This is a genomic window from Photorhabdus sp. RM71S, from assembly GCF_042879355.1.
In the GTDB taxonomy this organism is placed as follows: domain Bacteria; phylum Pseudomonadota; class Gammaproteobacteria; order Enterobacterales; family Enterobacteriaceae; genus Photorhabdus; species Photorhabdus kayaii.
In genome coordinates this window covers 34,496-52,881 of the sequence record NZ_JBHFKV010000009.1, presented here as the reverse complement: position 1 = coordinate 52,881, position 18,386 = coordinate 34,496, and the positions used below count along the sequence as shown (strand labels likewise).

Below are 18,386 nucleotides of genomic sequence, written 5' to 3'. Positions count from 1 at the left end.
ACCTCACCGGAATTAGGAATTTTGTTATGTCGTTTCGTGAAGTACTGATTGTTGGTTGGCAGTACCTGCGAGCATTTGTTCTGATTTATTTATGTTTGCTGACAGGTAATGCCATTTCTTCCCTACTACCCATCATTATTCCCGGCAGTATTATCGGTATGTTGATCTTGTTCGTTTTATTAGCTTTCCAGCTGATTCCGGCTCATTGGGCAAAACCAGGCTGTAGCCTGTTACTAAAAAATATGACCTTGCTGTTTCTGCCTATTGGCGTAGGCGTAATGAATTATTACGATCAACTCAGCCAACAGATAATTCCGATTGTTTTTTCATGCCTGATCAGTACTGCAATTGTTATGATTATCGTTGCTTACAGTTCCCACTATGTTCATCATGAACGTCCAATTATAGACTCCGCATCAGAAATTAAGAGTAAACAACAGAAACAAGAGAAATAAAAATGTTAAGTCACATTTGGTGGTCACTGCCATTAACATTGATTGTATTCTACACCGCAAGAAAACTTTCACTACGATGCAAAATTCCCATTCTGAACCCCTTATTGGTTTCTATCGCCGTCCTTATTCCAATATTGTTAATAACCCACACGCCTTATGAACACTATTTTGCCGGCAGCCAAATTCTAAATGATCTACTCCAGCCCGCCGTAGTTGCTCTGGCATTTCCTCTATATGAGCAGATACACCAGATCCGAGCCCAATGGAAGTCCATTATTAGCATCTGTTTTATCGGTAGTATTGTCGCTATGGTGACAGGCGCTGCTATTGCCTTGTGGATGGGCGCCACGCCTGAAATGGCCGCTTCGATACTGCCTAAATCTGTCACAACACCAATAGCAATGGCAGTAGCAGACGCCATTGGCGGTATTCCTGCAATCAGTGCTGCTTGTGTCATTTTTGTCGGCATTCTCGGCGCAATATTTGGTCATAACCTGTTTGATCTTTTACAGGTAAAAACCAAAGCATCCCGCGGCTTAGCAATGGGAACGGCATCACATGCTTTGGGTACCGCCCGCTGTGCAGAGGTCAATTTCGTTGAAGGCGCATACAGCTCATTGGCATTGATGACCTGCGGTATCATTACTTCACTAACAGCCCCTTTTGTATTCCCGGTGCTGCTATACCTATTTAGCTAGTATATCTGTTAGGAAATTTGATAATAATCGCTCGATTACCAACTTCAATTACATAATTCTCATCATCTATATGATATTTATCACATTACAAATCTCATCAGACAACTTAGAATGATCTTAAGTTAATTCGGAGATCACGCTATGCAAGCTCGTTTTCACCCTATATGGGTACAGCTGCCATCTAAACTACAGGATGCACTTTTACCTTACGCAGGAAACGATGACTTTCCTGCCATGCTCACTGCTGAACAGGCTAAATCTATTAAGAAAGCCTGCGGTTTTGACGATAACACCTTGGCTGTCGCCCTGTTGCCACTCGCAGCGGCATGTTCCCTGACACCAATATCACATTTTAATGTTGGTGCAATTGCCCGCGGTGAAAGCGGAAACCTCTATTTTGGCGCTAATATGGAATTTGCTGGTGTACCACTACAGCAAACGATTCATGCTGAACAATGTGCGATTACCCACGCCTGGTTATTGGGCGAGAAAAGACTGGCATCTGTTACTGTGAATTACTCTCCGTGCGGCCACTGCCGTCAATTTATGAATGAACTTAATAGTGGCACTCAATTAGAGATTCATCTGCCAAAGCAGGCACCTTCAACATTAGATCACTATCTGCCAGATTCTTTTGGTCCAAATGATCTGGGCATCACAACTTTGTTGATGGATCCGGTCAACCATGGCTATAAACTAGAAACGACGGATAAATTAGTACTAACGGCATTAGATGCAGCAAACCAGAGCTATGCCCCATACAGTAATTCCTACAGTGGTACCGCACTTCTGGGAAAAGATGGAAGAATTTATCCTGGGCGTTATGCAGAAAATGCCGCATTTAACCCAAGCTTGCCCCCATTACAAGCAGCGCTGATTCTGATGAACATTTCTGGTGGTGATTGCCTGGCTATCGAAAGAGCGGTGTTAGTTGAGGGAAAACACAGTGATTTATCCCAACGGAGTGCGACTCAATCTATACTTGCTGCGCTCGGTTGCAGCAAATTTGATTACTACACTTTCTAAGTTCAGTGGAAAATTCATTTTTCCCTTTATGCAGATAGAGGGTTTTCCGCTGTAAAAAATAATTACCGTAACATTTTATTAGCTAACTCTGGATGTTATCTCTCATTTTTACTCATAATACCTCTAATTAAGTAACATTTACTGTACATATTTTTCCTATCTCTTAGGATCTGTAGCGACCTTTTATCCATTTAGTTCAAAGAGTAAGATTCATGGAACTGGAACACGAAAGTAAACGTCCACTATACATTCCCTATGCTGGCCCAATTCTGTTGGAATTCCCCCTGCTGAATAAAGGCAGCGCTTTTACTAAGGAAGAACGCAGCAACTTTAATCTTTACGGTTTATTACCGGAAGCGGTCGAAACCATCGAAGAACAAGCTGAACGTGCCTATCGGCAGTATCTTGATTTCAAAAATGATGCAGATAAGCACATTTACCTGCGAAATATTCAGGACACTAACGAAACCCTGTTCTACCGTCTGCTGGATGCGCATTTGAACGAAATGATGCCGATCATCTATACCCCAACCGTCGGTGAAGCTTGTGAGCACTTTTCCGATATTTACCGCCGTGCCCGTGGCCTGTTCATCTCATATCCAAACAAAGCACATATTGATGACATGCTGCAAAATGCAACCAAACAAAATGTAAAAGTCATCGTTGTTACCGATGGTGAACGTATCCTCGGTTTGGGCGACCAAGGCATTGGCGGAATGGGTATTCCTATCGGTAAGCTCTCCTTGTATACCTCCTGCGGTGGTATCAGCCCGGCTTATACACTGCCAGTCGTCCTGGATGTAGGCACCAACAACCCGCAACGCCTGAATGACCCCTTATATATGGGCTGGCGTCACCCGCGTATCACGGGTGAAGAGTATGATGAATTCATAGACGAATTTATTCAGGCTGTTAAACGCCGCTGGCCAAATGTGTTGCTGCAATTTGAAGATTTCGCACAAAAAAATGCCATGCCTCTTCTTAATCGCTATCGCCACGAGATTTGTTGCTTTAATGATGATATTCAGGGAACTGCCGCCGTTACGTTAGGTAGCTTAATTGCCGCCAGTCGCGCGGCGGGCCGTCAATTGAAAGATCAAACGGTCACCTTCCTCGGCGCAGGTTCCGCTGGTTGCGGCATTGCAGAACAGATCGTCTCCCAAATGAAATCAGAAGGTTTAAGCGAAGAACAGGCTCGTGCCCGTATTTTCATGGTTGACCGTTTCGGTTTATTGACAGACAAGCTGCCAAATCTATTGGATTTCCAGAACAAGCTGGTGCAGAAAAGCGACTCATTGGCTAAATGGGATGTAAACAGCGATTCAATCTCGCTGCTCGATGTTGTCCGTAATGCTAAACCGACAGTATTGATTGGTGTTTCAGGTCAGGCAGGGTTGTTTACAGAAGAGATCATCCGTGAGATGCATAAACATTGTGAACGTCCAATCGTCATGCCATTATCGAATCCAACTTCCCGTGTTGAAGCCCGTCCCGAAGATATCATCAACTGGACGGATGGTGCCGCCTTGGTTGCAACAGGTAGTCCATTTAATCCGGTAAAATATAAAGATCAGGAGTATCCAATAGCGCAATGTAACAATGCCTATATCTTCCCCGGCATTGGCTTGGGTGTCATTGCATCGGGGGCCAAACTGGTTACTGACGGTATGTTGATGGCAGCAAGCCGAACATTGGCGGATTGCTCACCCTTAGCCCAAGAGGGTCAAGGTCCGTTACTGCCACTTATCGATGATATTCAGGAAGTGTCACGCAAAATTGCCAAACAAGTCGCCAAAGAAGCACAAATACAGGGCGTTGCCACTGTGACCTCAGATGGAGCACTGGATGAAGCGATTGAACGCAACTTCTGGAAACCTGAATACCGCGTGTACAAACGTACTTCATTCTGATTTTTATCATTAAAAATACGTAAAAAGCTTGTTAGTTCTCTTTTACTATCAAGCTTTTTTCTTACAGAGAAAACTTGCTTCGAAATTTCAGGTAAAGTAGCCTTTAACAAATTCAGTCATTAATGTGTATAAGGCAAAAGCATGTGGAAGCGCCTGATAACTAGTCTGTTATTCATCATAGGGATGCTGATACTGACAGCTATTGCACTTGACCGCTGGATTAGTTGGAAAACAGCCCCCTATGTCTTTGATGATCTCAAACAACTTCCTGAACGTGAAGTGGGTATAGTACTTGGTACTGCTAAATATTACCTCTCTGGCGCGCCAAATCAGTACTATATGTACCGTATTCAGGGAGCGATTAATGCTTATAACAGCGACAAAATCAAATATTTGTTACTGAGTGGCGACAATGCTCAGCAAAGTTATAACGAACCGGTAACCATGCGCAGAGATTTGGTAAAAGCGGGTATTCCTGCTGCAAATATCGTACTGGATTTTGCTGGTTTCAGAACACTTGACTCAATAGTCAGAACCCGGAAAGTTTTTAACACTAATGATTTCACGATTATTACCCAGCGATTTCATTGCGAACGAGCCCTGTTTATCGCTATGCATATGGGAATTGATGCTCAGTGTTATGCAGTTTCCACACCCAAGAATATGATTACCGTTCGATTACGTGAAATCATTGCCCGCCTTGGTGCCCTGACTGATCTTTATATTCTGAAACGTGAACCTCGTTTCTTGGGTCCGTTGATCCCTATTCCTGCTCCGTATAAGGTACCAAAAGGTATGACTGATTACCCTGCCGTAACTCCTGAAGAATTACGGTCAATGGATAAAACCCAGTTTAAGCCGACCGAGCCAACACCGCCGTAATCTCACGCCACCGCTGTTCTACTGGACCTTGCGGGTAACGACGTAACCACCAGCATGAAAAAAGAATATTCACTGCCCAAATGGGAAGAATAAATGCAAGCAATTCCAAACGGCTAAATTGACCAAAAAAACCAAGGTTATAAAACAGCAAGGTGCAGATTAAGGTTTGTAGCAAGTAATTACTCATCGCCATTCGCCCAACCTGATTGAGCCAGTAATTAATTCTCCAGCATGAAATGATCGGCCAGAAACCATATATTAAAGCCATATACCCCAGTGCCTGAAATGGCGTTACCAACTCAGCAAGGATATAACCGACAATGCCTGACCAAAAGTAATCCCAATTATGGGTATATTGGAGCACCACAGAGAATATCTGAACAGCAACACTGAGCGGTATCAGCACTAGCGCCACATTTCGATAATGGCTCACTGAAAATTCCCCTTTTAGCCAACCATTACGCATTAATCCAGCACCACATGACATAATACCGATAAGCTGCCAACCATACTGAACAAACAGCATGACCATCATCAACATGATCTGATTGAAACGCTCTTTTGCTGCCAGCCATCCACCAGACGTTTTCCAATATGTTTCGTATAACATCTGGAATTCCGTCGATTGCCAAGAAACATTATTAGATTCGCCGCTGGAAAAAAAGCCGAGAATAAACAATAGCACTAATCCGATCAGATAAAAAATAGCGCCTTTCATAAATAACCGGTTACTGGCGCTATTTTGGCTAATCAATTGAAAGCTGAAAAAACCTGCCAAACTATAAGAGAGCAAAATATCGCCATCCCAGAGTAGGATGCCATGTCCCATTCCAATTAGAGCAAGTATGGTTAATCGTGGATAATTCCAGATTTTGCCCCTTGGTAATAGTAGCTCCAATGCCGCACCAAATAAGAAGGCCAAAATACACAGGAACTTTCCCTGAACAAAGACGCTAAGTACAGACCAGACAATCAAATCAGTTAAAGAAGCTGAACCATTATATGCCGGATTCAAATAAGCAGCGGATGGCAAAGCAAAACCGGAGATATTGAGTAGCAATATCCCCAGTATTGCCAAGCCACGAATACTATCCAGTGAGTCAATTCTCTGGCAGGCCATTCTTATATCCCAGTGTGAAAATTACACATGGCGAGTTGTGCGTAAAAACTCTTGACGGGTATTTTGACTAGATTTAAATAATCCCCCCAAGGAGGTTGTTGTCGTGGTACTGGTTGCATCACGGATGCCCCGCGCTTTCACACAGTAATGAACCGCATCAATCGATACGGCAACATTATTGGTGCCAAGGAGTGTCTGTAATGCAATCAAGATCTGCTGGGTCAGGCGCTCCTGAACCTGTGGACGTTGAGAAAAAAATTGCACAATACGGTTAATTTTAGACAACCCAATCACTTTATCTTTTGGAATATAGGCAACCGTCGCCTTGCCATCAATGGTCACAAAATGGTGTTCGCAGGTGCTGGTGAGTGTGATATCACGAACGGTCACCATTTCGTCCACTTTCATTTTATTCTCTATCAATGTGATTTTCGGGAAATTGCTGTAGTCCAATCCTGAAAAAATCTCATCGACATACATTTTCGCAATACGACCTGGGGTTTCTGCCAAACTGTCATCACGCAAATCAAGATTCAACAGTTTCATAACTTCCGTCATATGCTCCTCAATCCGCGCTTTGCGCACTTCCGGCGCCAATGCCTGACCACGCAAGGGCGTTTCAAGACCACGAGCTTCCAGCGCCGAATGCACAAGCTCAGCTTCTTTACTTAAGGATGACATTATTTTCTCCAAAGACATTACTTTCCATCATCTGGCGGGTAGTAAAATGGATGTTTAAGTCATAAATATACCCGCTATCTTTCAAGTTGCCTCTTTGTTGGCTGCACTCACCCCGGTCACATAGTTCGCTATGCTCCCGGGAATTCGCTCCCTTGCCGTCGCGATGCATCTTAAAATACATTGGGTATACCATCACTGAAACAATCACAACTAACAGATAACTATTGCACACACTGTAAATGAGCACGTGGTGATTATCCAGTGATTGCTTTTCATAATTATATGAATTTTTTACACACGCACTTCACTGGTCGGTTCATTCCTGTTACAAACCAATAACCCGGCAATGACCAAGGTAATCAATGCAACATATAATGCTGGCTCCAATCTCCCGGTTATTGCGGTAGAAACCGCTGACAACATCGGCCCAATAAGCTGCCCGACAGCATATCCGGTGGTTAATAACCCAGCCATATAACGGCTATGTTCTGGTGCTAATTCACGCCCATACTGAAACCCCATTTGCACCACACACATAAAACCACCACCAACCAACAAAGAGCTTAATGCCAGACCACCTATTCCCGGAATGATCTCAGCGATAAGAATGCCCACAGCCTGAATCCATAAAGTGATCGCAAGCCGGATTTGCGTTGTCAGCATATGACGGGTCAGAATAGCAAAACCGATGCCGATAACTGCGGCACCACCAAATATTGGCCAGACAAACTGTGCAAACAAGCTGCCAGGGAAACGATCACTTGCCATTTGTGAAAGAAAAGTCGCAGGTAAAATATAACCAAAGCCCGCTAAGCTGTAGCCCCATACCAGCCGCTTAATTGCAGGTGTCAAAGTCAGTTTCTTCACCTCAGCCTGTGAACGGTGTAACTCACCACTACGGGGCAAATGCCGACTAATATAGATACTGCAAATCAGCGCCAAAATGCCATACAACATCCATGCTTCGGAAGCACTCACTTGCCATGCTTGAATACCGATAGCAAGGATACCAGTAACGAATATCCCGACTCCCGGCCCCGCAAATATGGCAGCACTCAACGCAGGACGATTCAATTTAGCCAACTGTTCATTGGCCCATGATGTTACTAACACCAATGTCCAACCACTCGCCCAACCAATAAAAAAACGGGCGATACTGTGCAATATCGCCCCATACAATAGTGCAGAGAGCAATGTGATAATCACTGCTCCCCATAATCCGGCCCAAAGCCGATATTCAATCAAACGGCGCGCCCGCATTGCATCATAGGAGCCGGCCAGATATCCCAAATAGTTAAAAGCCGCAACAATACCGGCCCCAGTCAGACTAAACTGGAATTCTGCGATCATTAAAGGTACTTGAGGAGTGAAAGCAGTACGCCCAATTCCCATAGCGACGACCAGCGCCAAAAATCCACTCATTGCGATATGAAAAGCTAGGTAGTGGTGACTTTGTTGAGAAGACATTGAATTGTTCATAGCCATAAGATATTATTTTTTTTAATTTATTTCTCACAATCCAAAACAGAAATCAAATACAATACACACTTTTAATTAACAAAATTCCCAGAAAAACGTAAATTATTTCTGCCCATAAATAAAAAATCAGTAAGCAATTAATTACAGTATCTGGAATGTCAGAATATATGACCCTTCGCGCACTGTTCTAATTTATGCACCTTAACTAAGACTAAATCGAATTTTACGGCACAACATTAGCTGAATTATCCAGGCTTCCGCACAATAACGCCAAAATGGTACTAACAAACCTGTCTATAAGAGATATGATTCATCATGTCATGTACAAATATTAATTAAGGAGCATTGTTATGTATAAAGCATTTCAAGGTAAGACAGCCATTGTAACCGGTGGTGGAACCGGTATAGGACGGGCTATCAGTATTATGCTGGCGAAACAAGGTGCTATGGTCGCAGTGATCTATTCACAAAGTGAACTTGAAGCGCTGGAAACAACAGAAACCATTATCAAGGATGGGGGGCAAGCTATCGCGGTAAAAGCGAATGTTGCCGACGAATCAGCTGTGCAGGCAATGATAAACACCGTCGTGGAAAAGTTTAGCGGGATCGACTATCTGGTAAATAACGCGGCGACAACCAGACAACTTCAATTTGAAGATCTTGATGCCATATCTAGCGATATTTGGGATACCATTATTGATGTTAATGTGAAAGGCACATTTCATTGTTGCCGGTATGCTGCACCTTATCTTAAAGCAAGAACGGGGAGTGCTATCGTGAATGTCGGTAGTATCGCCGGCGAAACAGGCCTAGGTTCTTGTATCCCCTATGCCGCTTCCAAATCAGCGGTTCACGGACTGACAAGATCCTTAGCTCGGGTACTGGCTCCATCGGTCAGGGTTAACTGCGTAGCGCCAGGCGCCGTTGAAACAAGATGGTGGAAAGGGAGAGAAGAGAAAATGCATACGCTTTGCACTTATTTGCCCTTAGAAAGAATTTCAACGCCAGAAGATGTTGCAGAAATAACCTTGATGCTGTTAAAAGCAGAATCGATGACAGGACAAATCATAACCGTTGACAGTGGTCAAACCTTATAAGCGCTTACTTGCTTTCTAACCTGGCTATGACAACAGCAAACTCCCTGATGCCAGGTTAATCGTCATGTTCTGCATATTTATCACATGTTGCGGCGCTTTGGACCACCGATACCAATATCGCCGCATTTATGAAACATAGGATACTCATCAAAGCCAAATATCACTCACACATAGGATGATCTCTGTCATAATGCCATTAATGAAAAACCTTATCTGGGAGCATCATTATGGATCACTGTCACACCTCTGGATTGATCTCTTTGCAGCAGGCGTTGGAAAAATTTCTGACACAAGTTACACCACTGACTGATACAGAAACCGTCAACCTCCCGCAAACATCAGGACGCATCACTGCAACAAATATTATTTCTCCTATCAATGTGCCTCCCTTTGCTAACTCAGCAATGGATGGTTATGCCGTGCGCTATACGGATTTAAATAGCTGTAAACCACTGCCTCTGGCAGGAAAAGCACTTGCAGGCGCACCTTTTCAAGGAGAATGGCCGGTTGCAACCTGTATCCGCATTATGACTGGCGCACCAATTCCCACAGGTGCTGATACGGTCATTATGCAGGAACACGCGGAAATTACTGATGACGGCATCGTTTTCACTCAGCCAGCCAAACAAGGTCAGAATATCCGTCTGGCGGGCGAAGATATGACTAAAGGCGCGGTGGTACTACCGGCAGGTAGTAAATTATCCACCGCTCAGCTACCCCTGATTGCCTCTTTAGGCATCACCGAAGTTGAAGTGGTTCGCAAATTGAAAGTCGCCATTTTTTCGACAGGTGATGAGCTACAAGCTATCGGTCACCCACTTAAGGAAGGGCAAATTTATGATACCAACCGTTTTGCCGTTCGACTGATGCTGGAGAAACTGGATTGCGACGTTATTGATTTAGGGGTTATTGCAGACAATCCCCAGGCTTTACGCCATGTTTTCGCTCAAGCAGATCAACAAGCTGATTTAGTTATCAGCAGTGGTGGTGTTTCTGTGGGTGAAGCAGACTACACCAAACAGATACTGGATGAATTAGGCGAAATCTGTTTCTGGAAACTGGCAATTAAACCGGGTAAACCTTTCACTTTTGGCAAACTAAAAAACGCCTGGTTCTGTGGTTTGCCCGGTAATCCAGTTTCAGCCGTTCTCACTTTCTATCAATTAGTTCAACCTTTAATCGCGCATCTATCCGGTTTTACGGCATGGCAACCCCCTATGCGTATGTGCGCCAAGGTCACCACACCATTGAAAAAGACACCGGGAAGAATGGATTTCCAACGAGGTATTGCTTCGGTGAATGAACAAGGTCAATTAGAAGTCTGTACGACAGGGCATCAAGGTTCTCATATATTTAGTTCATTCACTCAGGGGAACTGCTTCATTGTTCTGGAACGTGAACGTGGGCGGGTAGAAGTTGGTGAAAATGTTGAAATCGAATTGTTCAATCACTTACTGAAAAATGAATAATGACCATTGAACTCACAGACACAGAAACCCTACGCTATAACCGTCAGATTGTTCTACGCGGGTTTGATTTTGACGGTCAGGAAAAATTGAAATCTTCGGCGATCCTGATAGTCGGTGCCGGTGGTTTAGGTTGCGCAGCATCCCAGTATTTGACCGCAGCAGGTGTGGGAACAATAACACTACTGGATTTTGATACCGTTTCTCTCTCGAACCTACAACGGCAGATCCTGCATCGGGACGAACGTATCGGCATGGCTAAGGTACATTCAGCCCAATTGACACTCCGAGCAATAAACCCACATGTCACCATTAAAACAGTTAATGGATTACTGGAAGATCAGGCGCTAGATGAACTCATCAGCCAGAATGATGTTGTCTTGGATTGTACTGATAATGTGGCAATCCGCGAACAACTGAACCTCTCGTGTCTGGCAAAGAAAACGCCTCTGGTTTCCGGCGCAGCTATTCGCATGGAAGGACAACTCACTACATTTACTTATCAATCAGATGCTCCCTGCTACCGTTGCCTGAGCAGACTGTTTGGCGAAAACAATCTAACATGTGTAGAAACGGGAGTTATGGCGCCATTAGTCGGCACCATCGGTACATTGCAAGCAATGGAAACCATCAAACTCCTTACTGGATATGGCAAAGTCAACAGCGGAAAGGTTTTATTGTTTGATGCAATGACGATGCAATTTCGTGATATTAAGTTACTTAAAGATCCCAATTGCGAAGTGTGCAGCAGTTAATTCTATCCACCGATAGAAATAACACACTGCTATAAATAACACACAACAGAAATAACACGCCCCGGTTATCTCCACCGGGGCGATTTATCTCATAAAATTATTACTCAATAATTCCCTGACTTCTCAGATACTCATCATAAGTACCTTTGAAATCAATGACCTTATCAGATTTAATTTCCATAACTCGACTTGCCAAGGAACTCACAAATTCCCGATCATGAGAAACAAATATCAAAGTACCTTTATACAATTCAAGCGCAAGGTTCAGGGATTCAATGGATTCCATATCCAAGTGGTTTGTTGGTTCATCCATTATCAGAATATTTGGCTGTTGCATCATTAATTTGCCAAATAGCATCCGCCCTTTTTCACCACCCGATAATACTTTGACTTTTTTCTTAATGTCATCCTGGCTGAACAACAAACGTCCTAATACGCTACGAACGGCTTGTTCATCATCCCCTTCTCTCTTCCATTGACTCATCCAGTCAAAAACCGTCAGATCGCAGTCAAAATCATGGGCATGATCCTGAGCATAGTAACCAATGCTGCTATTTTCAGACCATTTAACTGTGCCGCTATTTGGCTCTGTTTCACTAACGAGCGTTTTCAAGAAAGTTGTTTTACCAATACCGTTAGCACCAATAACAGCGAGTTTCTCACCAACTTCCAGCAAGAGATTAAGATTTTTAAACAGAGGGCCATTGTCATAACCTTTAGTTAAACCTTCTATTTCCAGGGCATTACGGAATAATTTCTTATCCTGCTCAAAACGAATATAAGGATTCTGACGGCTGGATGCTTTAACTTCTTCCAACTGGATTTTATCAATCTGACGAGCACGGGAAGTCGCCTGTTTTGATTTAGAAGCATTAGCGCTAAAACGGCTGACAAAAGATTGTAACTCCGCAATCTGTGCTTTTTTCTTCGCATTATCAGCTAGCAGACGTTCACGGGCCTGAGTGGCGGCAACCATATATTCATCATAATTACCGGGGAACAGACGCAACTCACCGTAATCGAGATCAGCCATATGAGTACAAACTGTATTCAGGAAGTGACGATCATGGGAAATAATGATCATGGTGCTATTTCGTTCATTCAGTATTTGCTCTAACCAACGAATCGTATCGATATCCAGGTTGTTCGTTGGTTCATCCAATAACAGAACATCAGGATTAGAAAACAGCGCTTGAGCCAGCAATACACGCAATTTCCAGCCGGGCGCCACTTCGCTCATCAAACCGTAATGCTGTTCTACTGGAATACCCACGCCTAGCAACAACTCTCCAGCTCGCGCTTCGGCACTATAACCATCCATCTCGCCATAAGCGACTTCCAGATCCGCAACGCGATAGCCATCCTCTTCACTCATTTCTGCCATTGCATAGATGCGGTCACGCTCCTGCTTTACCTGCCACAGTTCCGTGTGCCCCATAATCACGGTATCCAACACCGTGAACTCTTCAAAAGCAAACTGATCCTGACGCAGTTTACCAATACGCTCATTGGGATCGGTGCTGACATTGCCGGCAGAGGGTGTCAGATCACCTCCCAGAATTTTCATAAAAGTAGATTTACCGGAACCATTAGCGCCAATCAGACCATAACGGTTACCGTTGCCAAACTTGACAGAAATGTTTTCAAACAGGGGCTTACTGCCAAATTGCATGGTGATGTTGTTTGTACTTAACACTGCATTCGCTCTTACATTTAGAAACAAAAGGAAAATCGGAAAAATCGGTAGCGGCGCATTATGCCACAATAGTGTTAAGAGATCGCGGAGAGTTTTGAGCGTTATTCGAGCTAATTAATTTATATCGTACCGAAAATTCATTCGCTAAAACAGACTCCAGACTCGTGAGAAGCCCTAGAGTCCCAGGGCATTCCGCCAGCTTAAAGGCTTGCTTGCAAGATCTGGCGACTAATATCTAAAAATAGACTGCTTTGATTTTTTACTTTTAATAAAATAGCAACAAGCTTTCTATTGGTACTCTGAATGACAAAACGATACTGTGATTTAATTTGATGCGGAATGTGCTCTCAAATCAAACACGAAGAAGAAAATTAAGAAAAATCAATAATGACACACCGAAAATAAACATATTAATAACCAATGACATTACATTTATAACAATTTAATTTTTTTATGATATTTTCATCAAGGATGTAATAGTCCCTATAGTGAATATAATTTCATCCCATTATCCAAATATTTGTTAATCAATAAATCAATAAACTTCTTAGCAATAAGAAAGACTTATCAAATTAATGCGTTTATAGCTATTCAAAATAAATACAATCTGTTGCTAAGTTATACTCATTCAATATTACAACATATTAACATCTCATCAATATAATGATGAATTAATGTTCAAAAAACAATAAAATTATTATTCATTCATCATAGACCTAGCAATCTATTTTTGTTTGTCATTATAGTTGTTTTATATATTAGTTATTAAAAACATAGACATATTTTATCATTTATATCTGCGTTTTTAAGTACGAAAATATAATTAACCGGTTGTTATTTTATAATAAAACACAAAGAGCAAAAAAATTGACTTTTATCTGAGAGAAAAGGTATCTTAAAAAACATCGAGACAAAATAAATCTTTTTATCTACACCAATGAATAGATAGTTTGCTTTTAATTTTAATCTTTTAAAAGATTAAAATTATCAAAAATGGTAATAAAATGGTGATAACGATAAATAAAAATACTCAGATATAAAAATTGATCTTCAGGAAACATAAAGAAATGGAATTCTAATAAGAAGTAAAAATAAGCTATCAAATATAGCTAAGAAAGTTGGTTACGCCCCAAGTTATTTTATATAACCATAACAGGTTGAATTAAAATCTTGGAATTTATTAATTATATTTTTAAAATCAATCACAAGAGGTAATACTATGTCAGAGATCGAAGCAATCTCCTTAAAAGCACCAATCAGCGTTATTGCAAAAGTAACTAACAAATCAGTATATAAACTTAAACTTATTCAGGATTCTATTCGTCTGGATCAAGGTGAGTGGACCACTCTTCCTCCTCAAGTCATTAATAGAAGCAATGATAACACGCCTGGAAAAGCGATTTGGAGAAGTGATTCAAACAGCCTGTTAGGTGGTGTTGCAGGGCGCTGTACCTATGTATTTGTAGATAGTAAAGGCGAAATCTATAGCGTTTATATTACATGGAGCAATCCTCTGATTGGCAGCAGCAGCTACTCAATCTCAACTGATTATTTAGGTGATGATTTACATTTATCCTATACAGCAGATGGCGGTAATAATCCAGTAGTAGAATATATGATTGTAAGCTAATACTTAATCAGCATTATTAACAACCATTCCTGTGAGAAGATATTTTAATTAATATCTATACAACAGGAATGGTTTATTTAAAGAGATAATTTCTTTCCCATCTTAATCAATTATGAATTCTTACTTATTATTACCATTCCTGTATAACTCTCTCATCATAATAATACTATTTTAATTATAGAGCTGCTTTTAATATGTTTTTATAGACGGCGCCCGATAAGTATTGAAACGATCAAGTAAGATGGCCGGATCCTGTTCAATGATTGCCATATGACGATATTTTTCATGTAAGAATTGTTCATCAACCATTTTATTGATCATGGCAATTAGTGGATCATAAAAGTTATTAATATTAAGAATACCGCAAGGTTTCGTATGTAACCCAATCTGACTCCAGGTAAATACCTCACTAAACTCTTCCAACGTACCAAAGCCACCAGGTAAAGCAACAAAACCATCAGCTAATTCAATCATTTTGTTTTTACGCTGATGCATCGTTTCAACAACGTATAATTCAGTCAGATTTTTATGTGATATTTCCCGTGCTTCCAATAATGTTGGAATAACACCAATGACTTTCCCGCCCTCTGCCAAAACCGTATTCGCAACAGTTCCCATAATACCCACACTAGCGCCACCATAAATCAGTGTAAGATTACGTTTAACCAATTCCTTTGCGAAGATAATGACATTTTCTTTATAGATTTCAGATATACCCAGACTTGAACCACAATAAACCGCAATACTTTTCATTATCTCAGCTCCTGTTACTTTATCTTCACATGAAAACCAAGATTATACGTTAGTATCACAATCATACAACTCACTTATAAAACTGATATAAAAAAACAAAATAAAGACGGTTTCTTTCATATTCAATATATTAGCATTAATCATAACTTATACTTAATTATTATGATATAAAATCAAACATTAACCAGATTGTAGTAAATACCTTCATCACTTGTCATCCCTAAATTATCAACATATTAAAATACAATGTAAATTTATACCAGAATTATATACCAATAATGAAATTTAATTTCACTATAACCATATAATATGGTCTAATAAATGAAAAATATTTCGCTAAAATTATATTCTCTAAACCTATTGAGTTATCTGCATTTCACTGCGAAGATTATCGGTCAGATCACTTGATTTTAATTTGAGGTTTTGCCCGGATGTCTCCTTCCAAGCTCCAAAAGAGCACCTTTCCATTAATACCTGTAATACTGTTACTGCTTGCCATGACATCAATTCAGGGTGGTGCTTCTCTTGCCAAAACGCTGTTTCCGGTCATCGGTGCACCAGGTGTTACCGCACTGCGCCTAGGTCTTGGAACTATCATTCTGTTTATTATTTTTAAACCCTGGCGCTTGCGTTTTAGCCGAAAATCCATCATGCCACTGCTTACATATGGTATTGCTCTTGGCGCGATGAATTATACATTCTATATGGCACTGACAACTATTCCTTTAGGTATTGCCGTGGCCCTTGAATTTACCGGCCCACTGGCTGTAGCCATGTTCTCATCACGTCGACCAATAGATTTTCTTTGGGTGGCGTTGGTTATCGCTGGCTTATTTTTCCTACTACCTATTGGCAATAATAATGTTAATAGTTTAGATCCTATAGGGGTTATTTATGCACTCAGCGCCGGGGTTTGTTGGGCGCTGTATATTATTTTCGGCCAACGCGCCGGGGCAGGTCATGGAGCAGCAACTGTATCCATTGGTTCATTTATCGCTGCTATGATATTTTTCCCTATCGGTTTAATACAAACAGGGCCAGAGCTATTATTTGATATGTCTATTCTCCCTCTGGCACTGGCAATTGCAATTCTATCTACCGCATTCCCATATACACTGGAAATGATTGCTCTAACCCGTTTACCTGCACAAACATTTGGTACTCTAATGAGCCTTGAACCCGCATTGGGTGCACTATCTGGTATTGCGTTTCTGAATGAGCATTTAACTATAACGCAATGGCTGGCACTGTTCTGTATTATTTTTGCCTCCATCGGTTCTACGTCAACAATAAAAGGAAAACCTAAAATCACCGAAATAGATTAATTATTTTATTTAATCTAAATAAAATAGAAGCCGGAGGAATAAAGTCATTCTCCGGTTTTTTTATAAATAAAAAACTGATTCATGAAAAAATTACTCACACAGATTTACCTGATAAATTATTATACTTTTCAATATTAATTGAAGAATTTCATGGTAAATATTTTCTTATAAAAATTAACTATTGATTTAATAGGAATAAGCTATACCCAATGGATTTCAAGATGCATCGCGACGGCAAGGGAGTGAATCCCCGGGAGCATAGCAAACTATGTGACCGGGGTGAGCGAGTGCAGCCAACAAAGAGGCAACTTGAAAGATAACGGGTATATATGACTTAAGACTAATATCGAGTTACATTTATCTCATCAATGAAAGACTCATTATTAACATCAGGGGAAAATTATTATGGAGACTGCCAAATTAGTCAAAATAGAGACATCCACACTACTTTATACTCGTAATGATGTCGATGATGACATTAAGCAGGAAACAATTGAAATTCTGAACCATATGGTGATCCAATTTATTGATCTTTCGCTGCTTACCAAACAAGCACATTGGAACATGCGTGGCAAAAATTTTATTTCCATCCATGAAATGCTGGATATCTTTCGTGCCACGATTATTGAACATTCGGATATCTTTGCAGAAAGAGTCGTACAACTTGGTGGAATAGCTCTCGGCACCGTACAGGAAGTTAATAGACACACAGCACTGAAAAGCTACCCAACAAATATCCATGACGTGCAGGATCATCTAAAAGCGCTGGCCGACCGTTATGCTGTTGTCGCTAACGATATCCGCAAAGCACTGGATGAAATTGAGGATGAAAACACCGCAGATATGTTAACTACCGCCTCTCGTGATCTCGACAAATTCTTATGGTTTATTGAAGCAAGTGTTGAGCAGTAAAAATATAAAGAGCCGCCAAATTAAGAGCTCTGAAACCTACAGGCCCCTGTTAACAATGGGGCTTGTTTGCATTATCCTTTCATCACCCAATACCCGGAACGGACAAATTTCGCCATATCCTTTAATAATCAGCACAAATTGTCTATAATCCACACTTATTTTCAGAAATAACTTGAGGAAATAATAAAATGGACACCGAAGTAAAAGACAGTAATGGCACCCTACTTAATGATGGCGATTCTGTACAGGTCATCAAAGATCTAAAAGTAAAAGGCACATCAGCAACGTTAAAACGCGGCACTTTGATTAAAAATATCCGTCTTACCCATCGTGACGATGAAATCGAATGTAACGCAGATAAAATCAGAGGGTTAGTATTAAAAACCTGTTTTCTGAAAAAAGTAGGATAAATCGCCTTTTCTATCGATTTTATTTACCAAATTAGCCGCCCCCTATAAAGAGGGTGGCGTAAAAGGCCGACATTTTTTGCTAAGAGTAAAA

Annotated in this window: 17 protein-coding genes; 12 read left to right on the top strand and 5 right to left on the bottom strand. The window is 41.2% G+C overall.

Translation table 11 applies throughout. The features are described 5' to 3' along the window. Positions 1–26 precede the first annotated feature (26 nt). The 5 genes from ACGF5R_RS07460 to sanA all read left to right on the top strand — a co-directional run bounded on the left by ACGF5R_RS07460 (position 27) and on the right by sanA (position 4,971). Positions 27–455 carry a CidA/LrgA family protein gene (locus ACGF5R_RS07460; RefSeq protein ID WP_387690334.1) on the top strand — a complete coding sequence of 143 codons (429 nt, stop codon included), beginning with the start codon at positions 27–29 and terminating at the stop codon, positions 453–455. Between the two features lie 2 nt (positions 456–457). Beyond that, complete coding sequence (locus tag ACGF5R_RS07455) at positions 458–1,153, top strand: CidB/LrgB family autolysis modulator (RefSeq protein WP_112876120.1); 696 nt, start codon at positions 458–460, stop codon at positions 1,151–1,153. A gap of 141 nt (positions 1,154–1,294) precedes the next feature. After that, the gene (cdd, locus tag ACGF5R_RS07450; protein ID WP_262981316.1) at positions 1,295–2,179 is read left to right on the top strand and encodes a cytidine deaminase; all 885 of its coding nucleotides are present in this window, start codon (positions 1,295–1,297) and stop codon (positions 2,177–2,179) included. Positions 2,180–2,391: 212 nt separating this feature from the next. After that, positions 2,392–4,089, top strand: coding sequence for an NAD-dependent malic enzyme (locus ACGF5R_RS07445; protein ID WP_112876122.1), 1,698 nt, complete (start codon positions 2,392–2,394; stop codon positions 4,087–4,089). 141 nt (positions 4,090–4,230) lie between these two features. Then, positions 4,231–4,971, top strand: coding sequence for an outer membrane permeability protein SanA (gene sanA, locus ACGF5R_RS07440; RefSeq protein ID WP_112876123.1), 741 nt, complete (start codon positions 4,231–4,233; stop codon positions 4,969–4,971). Here the strand turns inward: sanA and yeiB are convergent. The 3 genes from yeiB to ACGF5R_RS07425 all read right to left on the bottom strand — a co-directional run bounded on the left by yeiB (position 4,943) and on the right by ACGF5R_RS07425 (position 8,239). Then, entirely contained in the window at positions 4,943–6,091 is a 1,149-nt protein-coding gene (gene yeiB, locus ACGF5R_RS07435) for a DUF418 domain-containing protein YeiB (RefSeq protein WP_112876124.1), read from the bottom strand. The two genes, sanA and yeiB, sit on opposite strands and share 29 nt — an antisense overlap. A 21-nt stretch (positions 6,092–6,112) precedes the next feature. Continuing rightward, positions 6,113–6,772: a GTP cyclohydrolase I FolE gene (gene folE, locus ACGF5R_RS07430; RefSeq protein ID WP_112876125.1), complete on the bottom strand. Its 660-nt coding sequence runs from the start codon at positions 6,770–6,772 to the stop codon at positions 6,113–6,115. A 291-nt stretch (positions 6,773–7,063) separates the two neighbouring features. Then, complete coding sequence (locus ACGF5R_RS07425) at positions 7,064–8,239, bottom strand: YbfB/YjiJ family MFS transporter (protein WP_387690332.1); 1,176 nt, start codon at positions 8,237–8,239, stop codon at positions 7,064–7,066. 362 nt (positions 8,240–8,601) lie between these two features. On the opposite strand from ACGF5R_RS07425, the gene ACGF5R_RS07420 reads away from it, so the two are divergent. The 3 genes from ACGF5R_RS07420 to moeB all read left to right on the top strand — a co-directional run bounded on the left by ACGF5R_RS07420 (position 8,602) and on the right by moeB (position 11,569). Beyond that, positions 8,602–9,348, top strand: a complete 747-nt coding sequence (locus ACGF5R_RS07420) for an SDR family NAD(P)-dependent oxidoreductase (protein ID WP_387690330.1) — start codon at positions 8,602–8,604, stop codon at positions 9,346–9,348. Positions 9,349–9,575: 227 nt separating this feature from the next. Then, positions 9,576–10,817 carry a molybdopterin molybdotransferase MoeA gene (gene moeA, locus ACGF5R_RS07415; protein ID WP_387690328.1) on the top strand — a complete coding sequence of 414 codons (1,242 nt, stop codon included), beginning with the start codon at positions 9,576–9,578 and terminating at the stop codon, positions 10,815–10,817. Next, positions 10,817–11,569, top strand: coding sequence for a molybdopterin-synthase adenylyltransferase MoeB (moeB, locus tag ACGF5R_RS07410; protein ID WP_387690326.1), 753 nt, complete (start codon positions 10,817–10,819; stop codon positions 11,567–11,569). Before moeA ends, moeB begins: the two co-directional genes overlap by 1 nt. Positions 11,570–11,669: 100 nt before the next feature. Here moeB and ACGF5R_RS07405 read toward each other — a convergent pair whose 3' ends face one another. Further along, on the bottom strand, positions 11,670–13,265 hold the full coding sequence (locus ACGF5R_RS07405) for an ABC-F family ATPase (protein WP_112876130.1): 1,596 nt from the start codon (positions 13,263–13,265) through the stop codon (positions 11,670–11,672). Between the two features lie 1,219 nt (positions 13,266–14,484). Here ACGF5R_RS07405 and ACGF5R_RS07400 point away from each other — a divergent pair. After that, a complete protein-coding gene (locus ACGF5R_RS07400) occupies positions 14,485–14,895 on the top strand; it encodes a toxin (protein WP_112876131.1) in 411 nt (136 codons plus the stop codon). 189 nt (positions 14,896–15,084) lie between these two features. Here ACGF5R_RS07400 and ACGF5R_RS07395 read toward each other — a convergent pair whose 3' ends face one another. Then, positions 15,085–15,648 (bottom strand): TIGR00730 family Rossman fold protein, encoded by a 564-nt coding sequence (locus ACGF5R_RS07395; RefSeq protein ID WP_262981321.1) that lies wholly within the window; start codon positions 15,646–15,648, stop codon positions 15,085–15,087. Positions 15,649–16,079: 431 nt separating this feature from the next. Here ACGF5R_RS07395 and rhtA point away from each other — a divergent pair, with 431 nt between their 5' ends. The 3 genes from rhtA to ACGF5R_RS07380 all read left to right on the top strand — a co-directional run bounded on the left by rhtA (position 16,080) and on the right by ACGF5R_RS07380 (position 18,295). Then, positions 16,080–16,973 carry a threonine/homoserine exporter RhtA gene (gene rhtA, locus ACGF5R_RS07390; RefSeq protein ID WP_387690323.1) on the top strand — a complete coding sequence of 298 codons (894 nt, stop codon included), beginning with the start codon at positions 16,080–16,082 and terminating at the stop codon, positions 16,971–16,973. A gap of 405 nt (positions 16,974–17,378) precedes the next feature. Continuing rightward, positions 17,379–17,885 carry a DNA starvation/stationary phase protection protein Dps gene (dps, locus tag ACGF5R_RS07385; RefSeq protein ID WP_387690321.1) on the top strand — a complete coding sequence of 169 codons (507 nt, stop codon included), beginning with the start codon at positions 17,379–17,381 and terminating at the stop codon, positions 17,883–17,885. 188 nt (positions 17,886–18,073) lie between these two features. Next, entirely contained in the window at positions 18,074–18,295 is a 222-nt protein-coding gene (locus tag ACGF5R_RS07380) for an alkylphosphonate utilization protein (RefSeq protein WP_112876135.1), read from the top strand. Positions 18,296–18,386 lie beyond the last annotated feature (91 nt).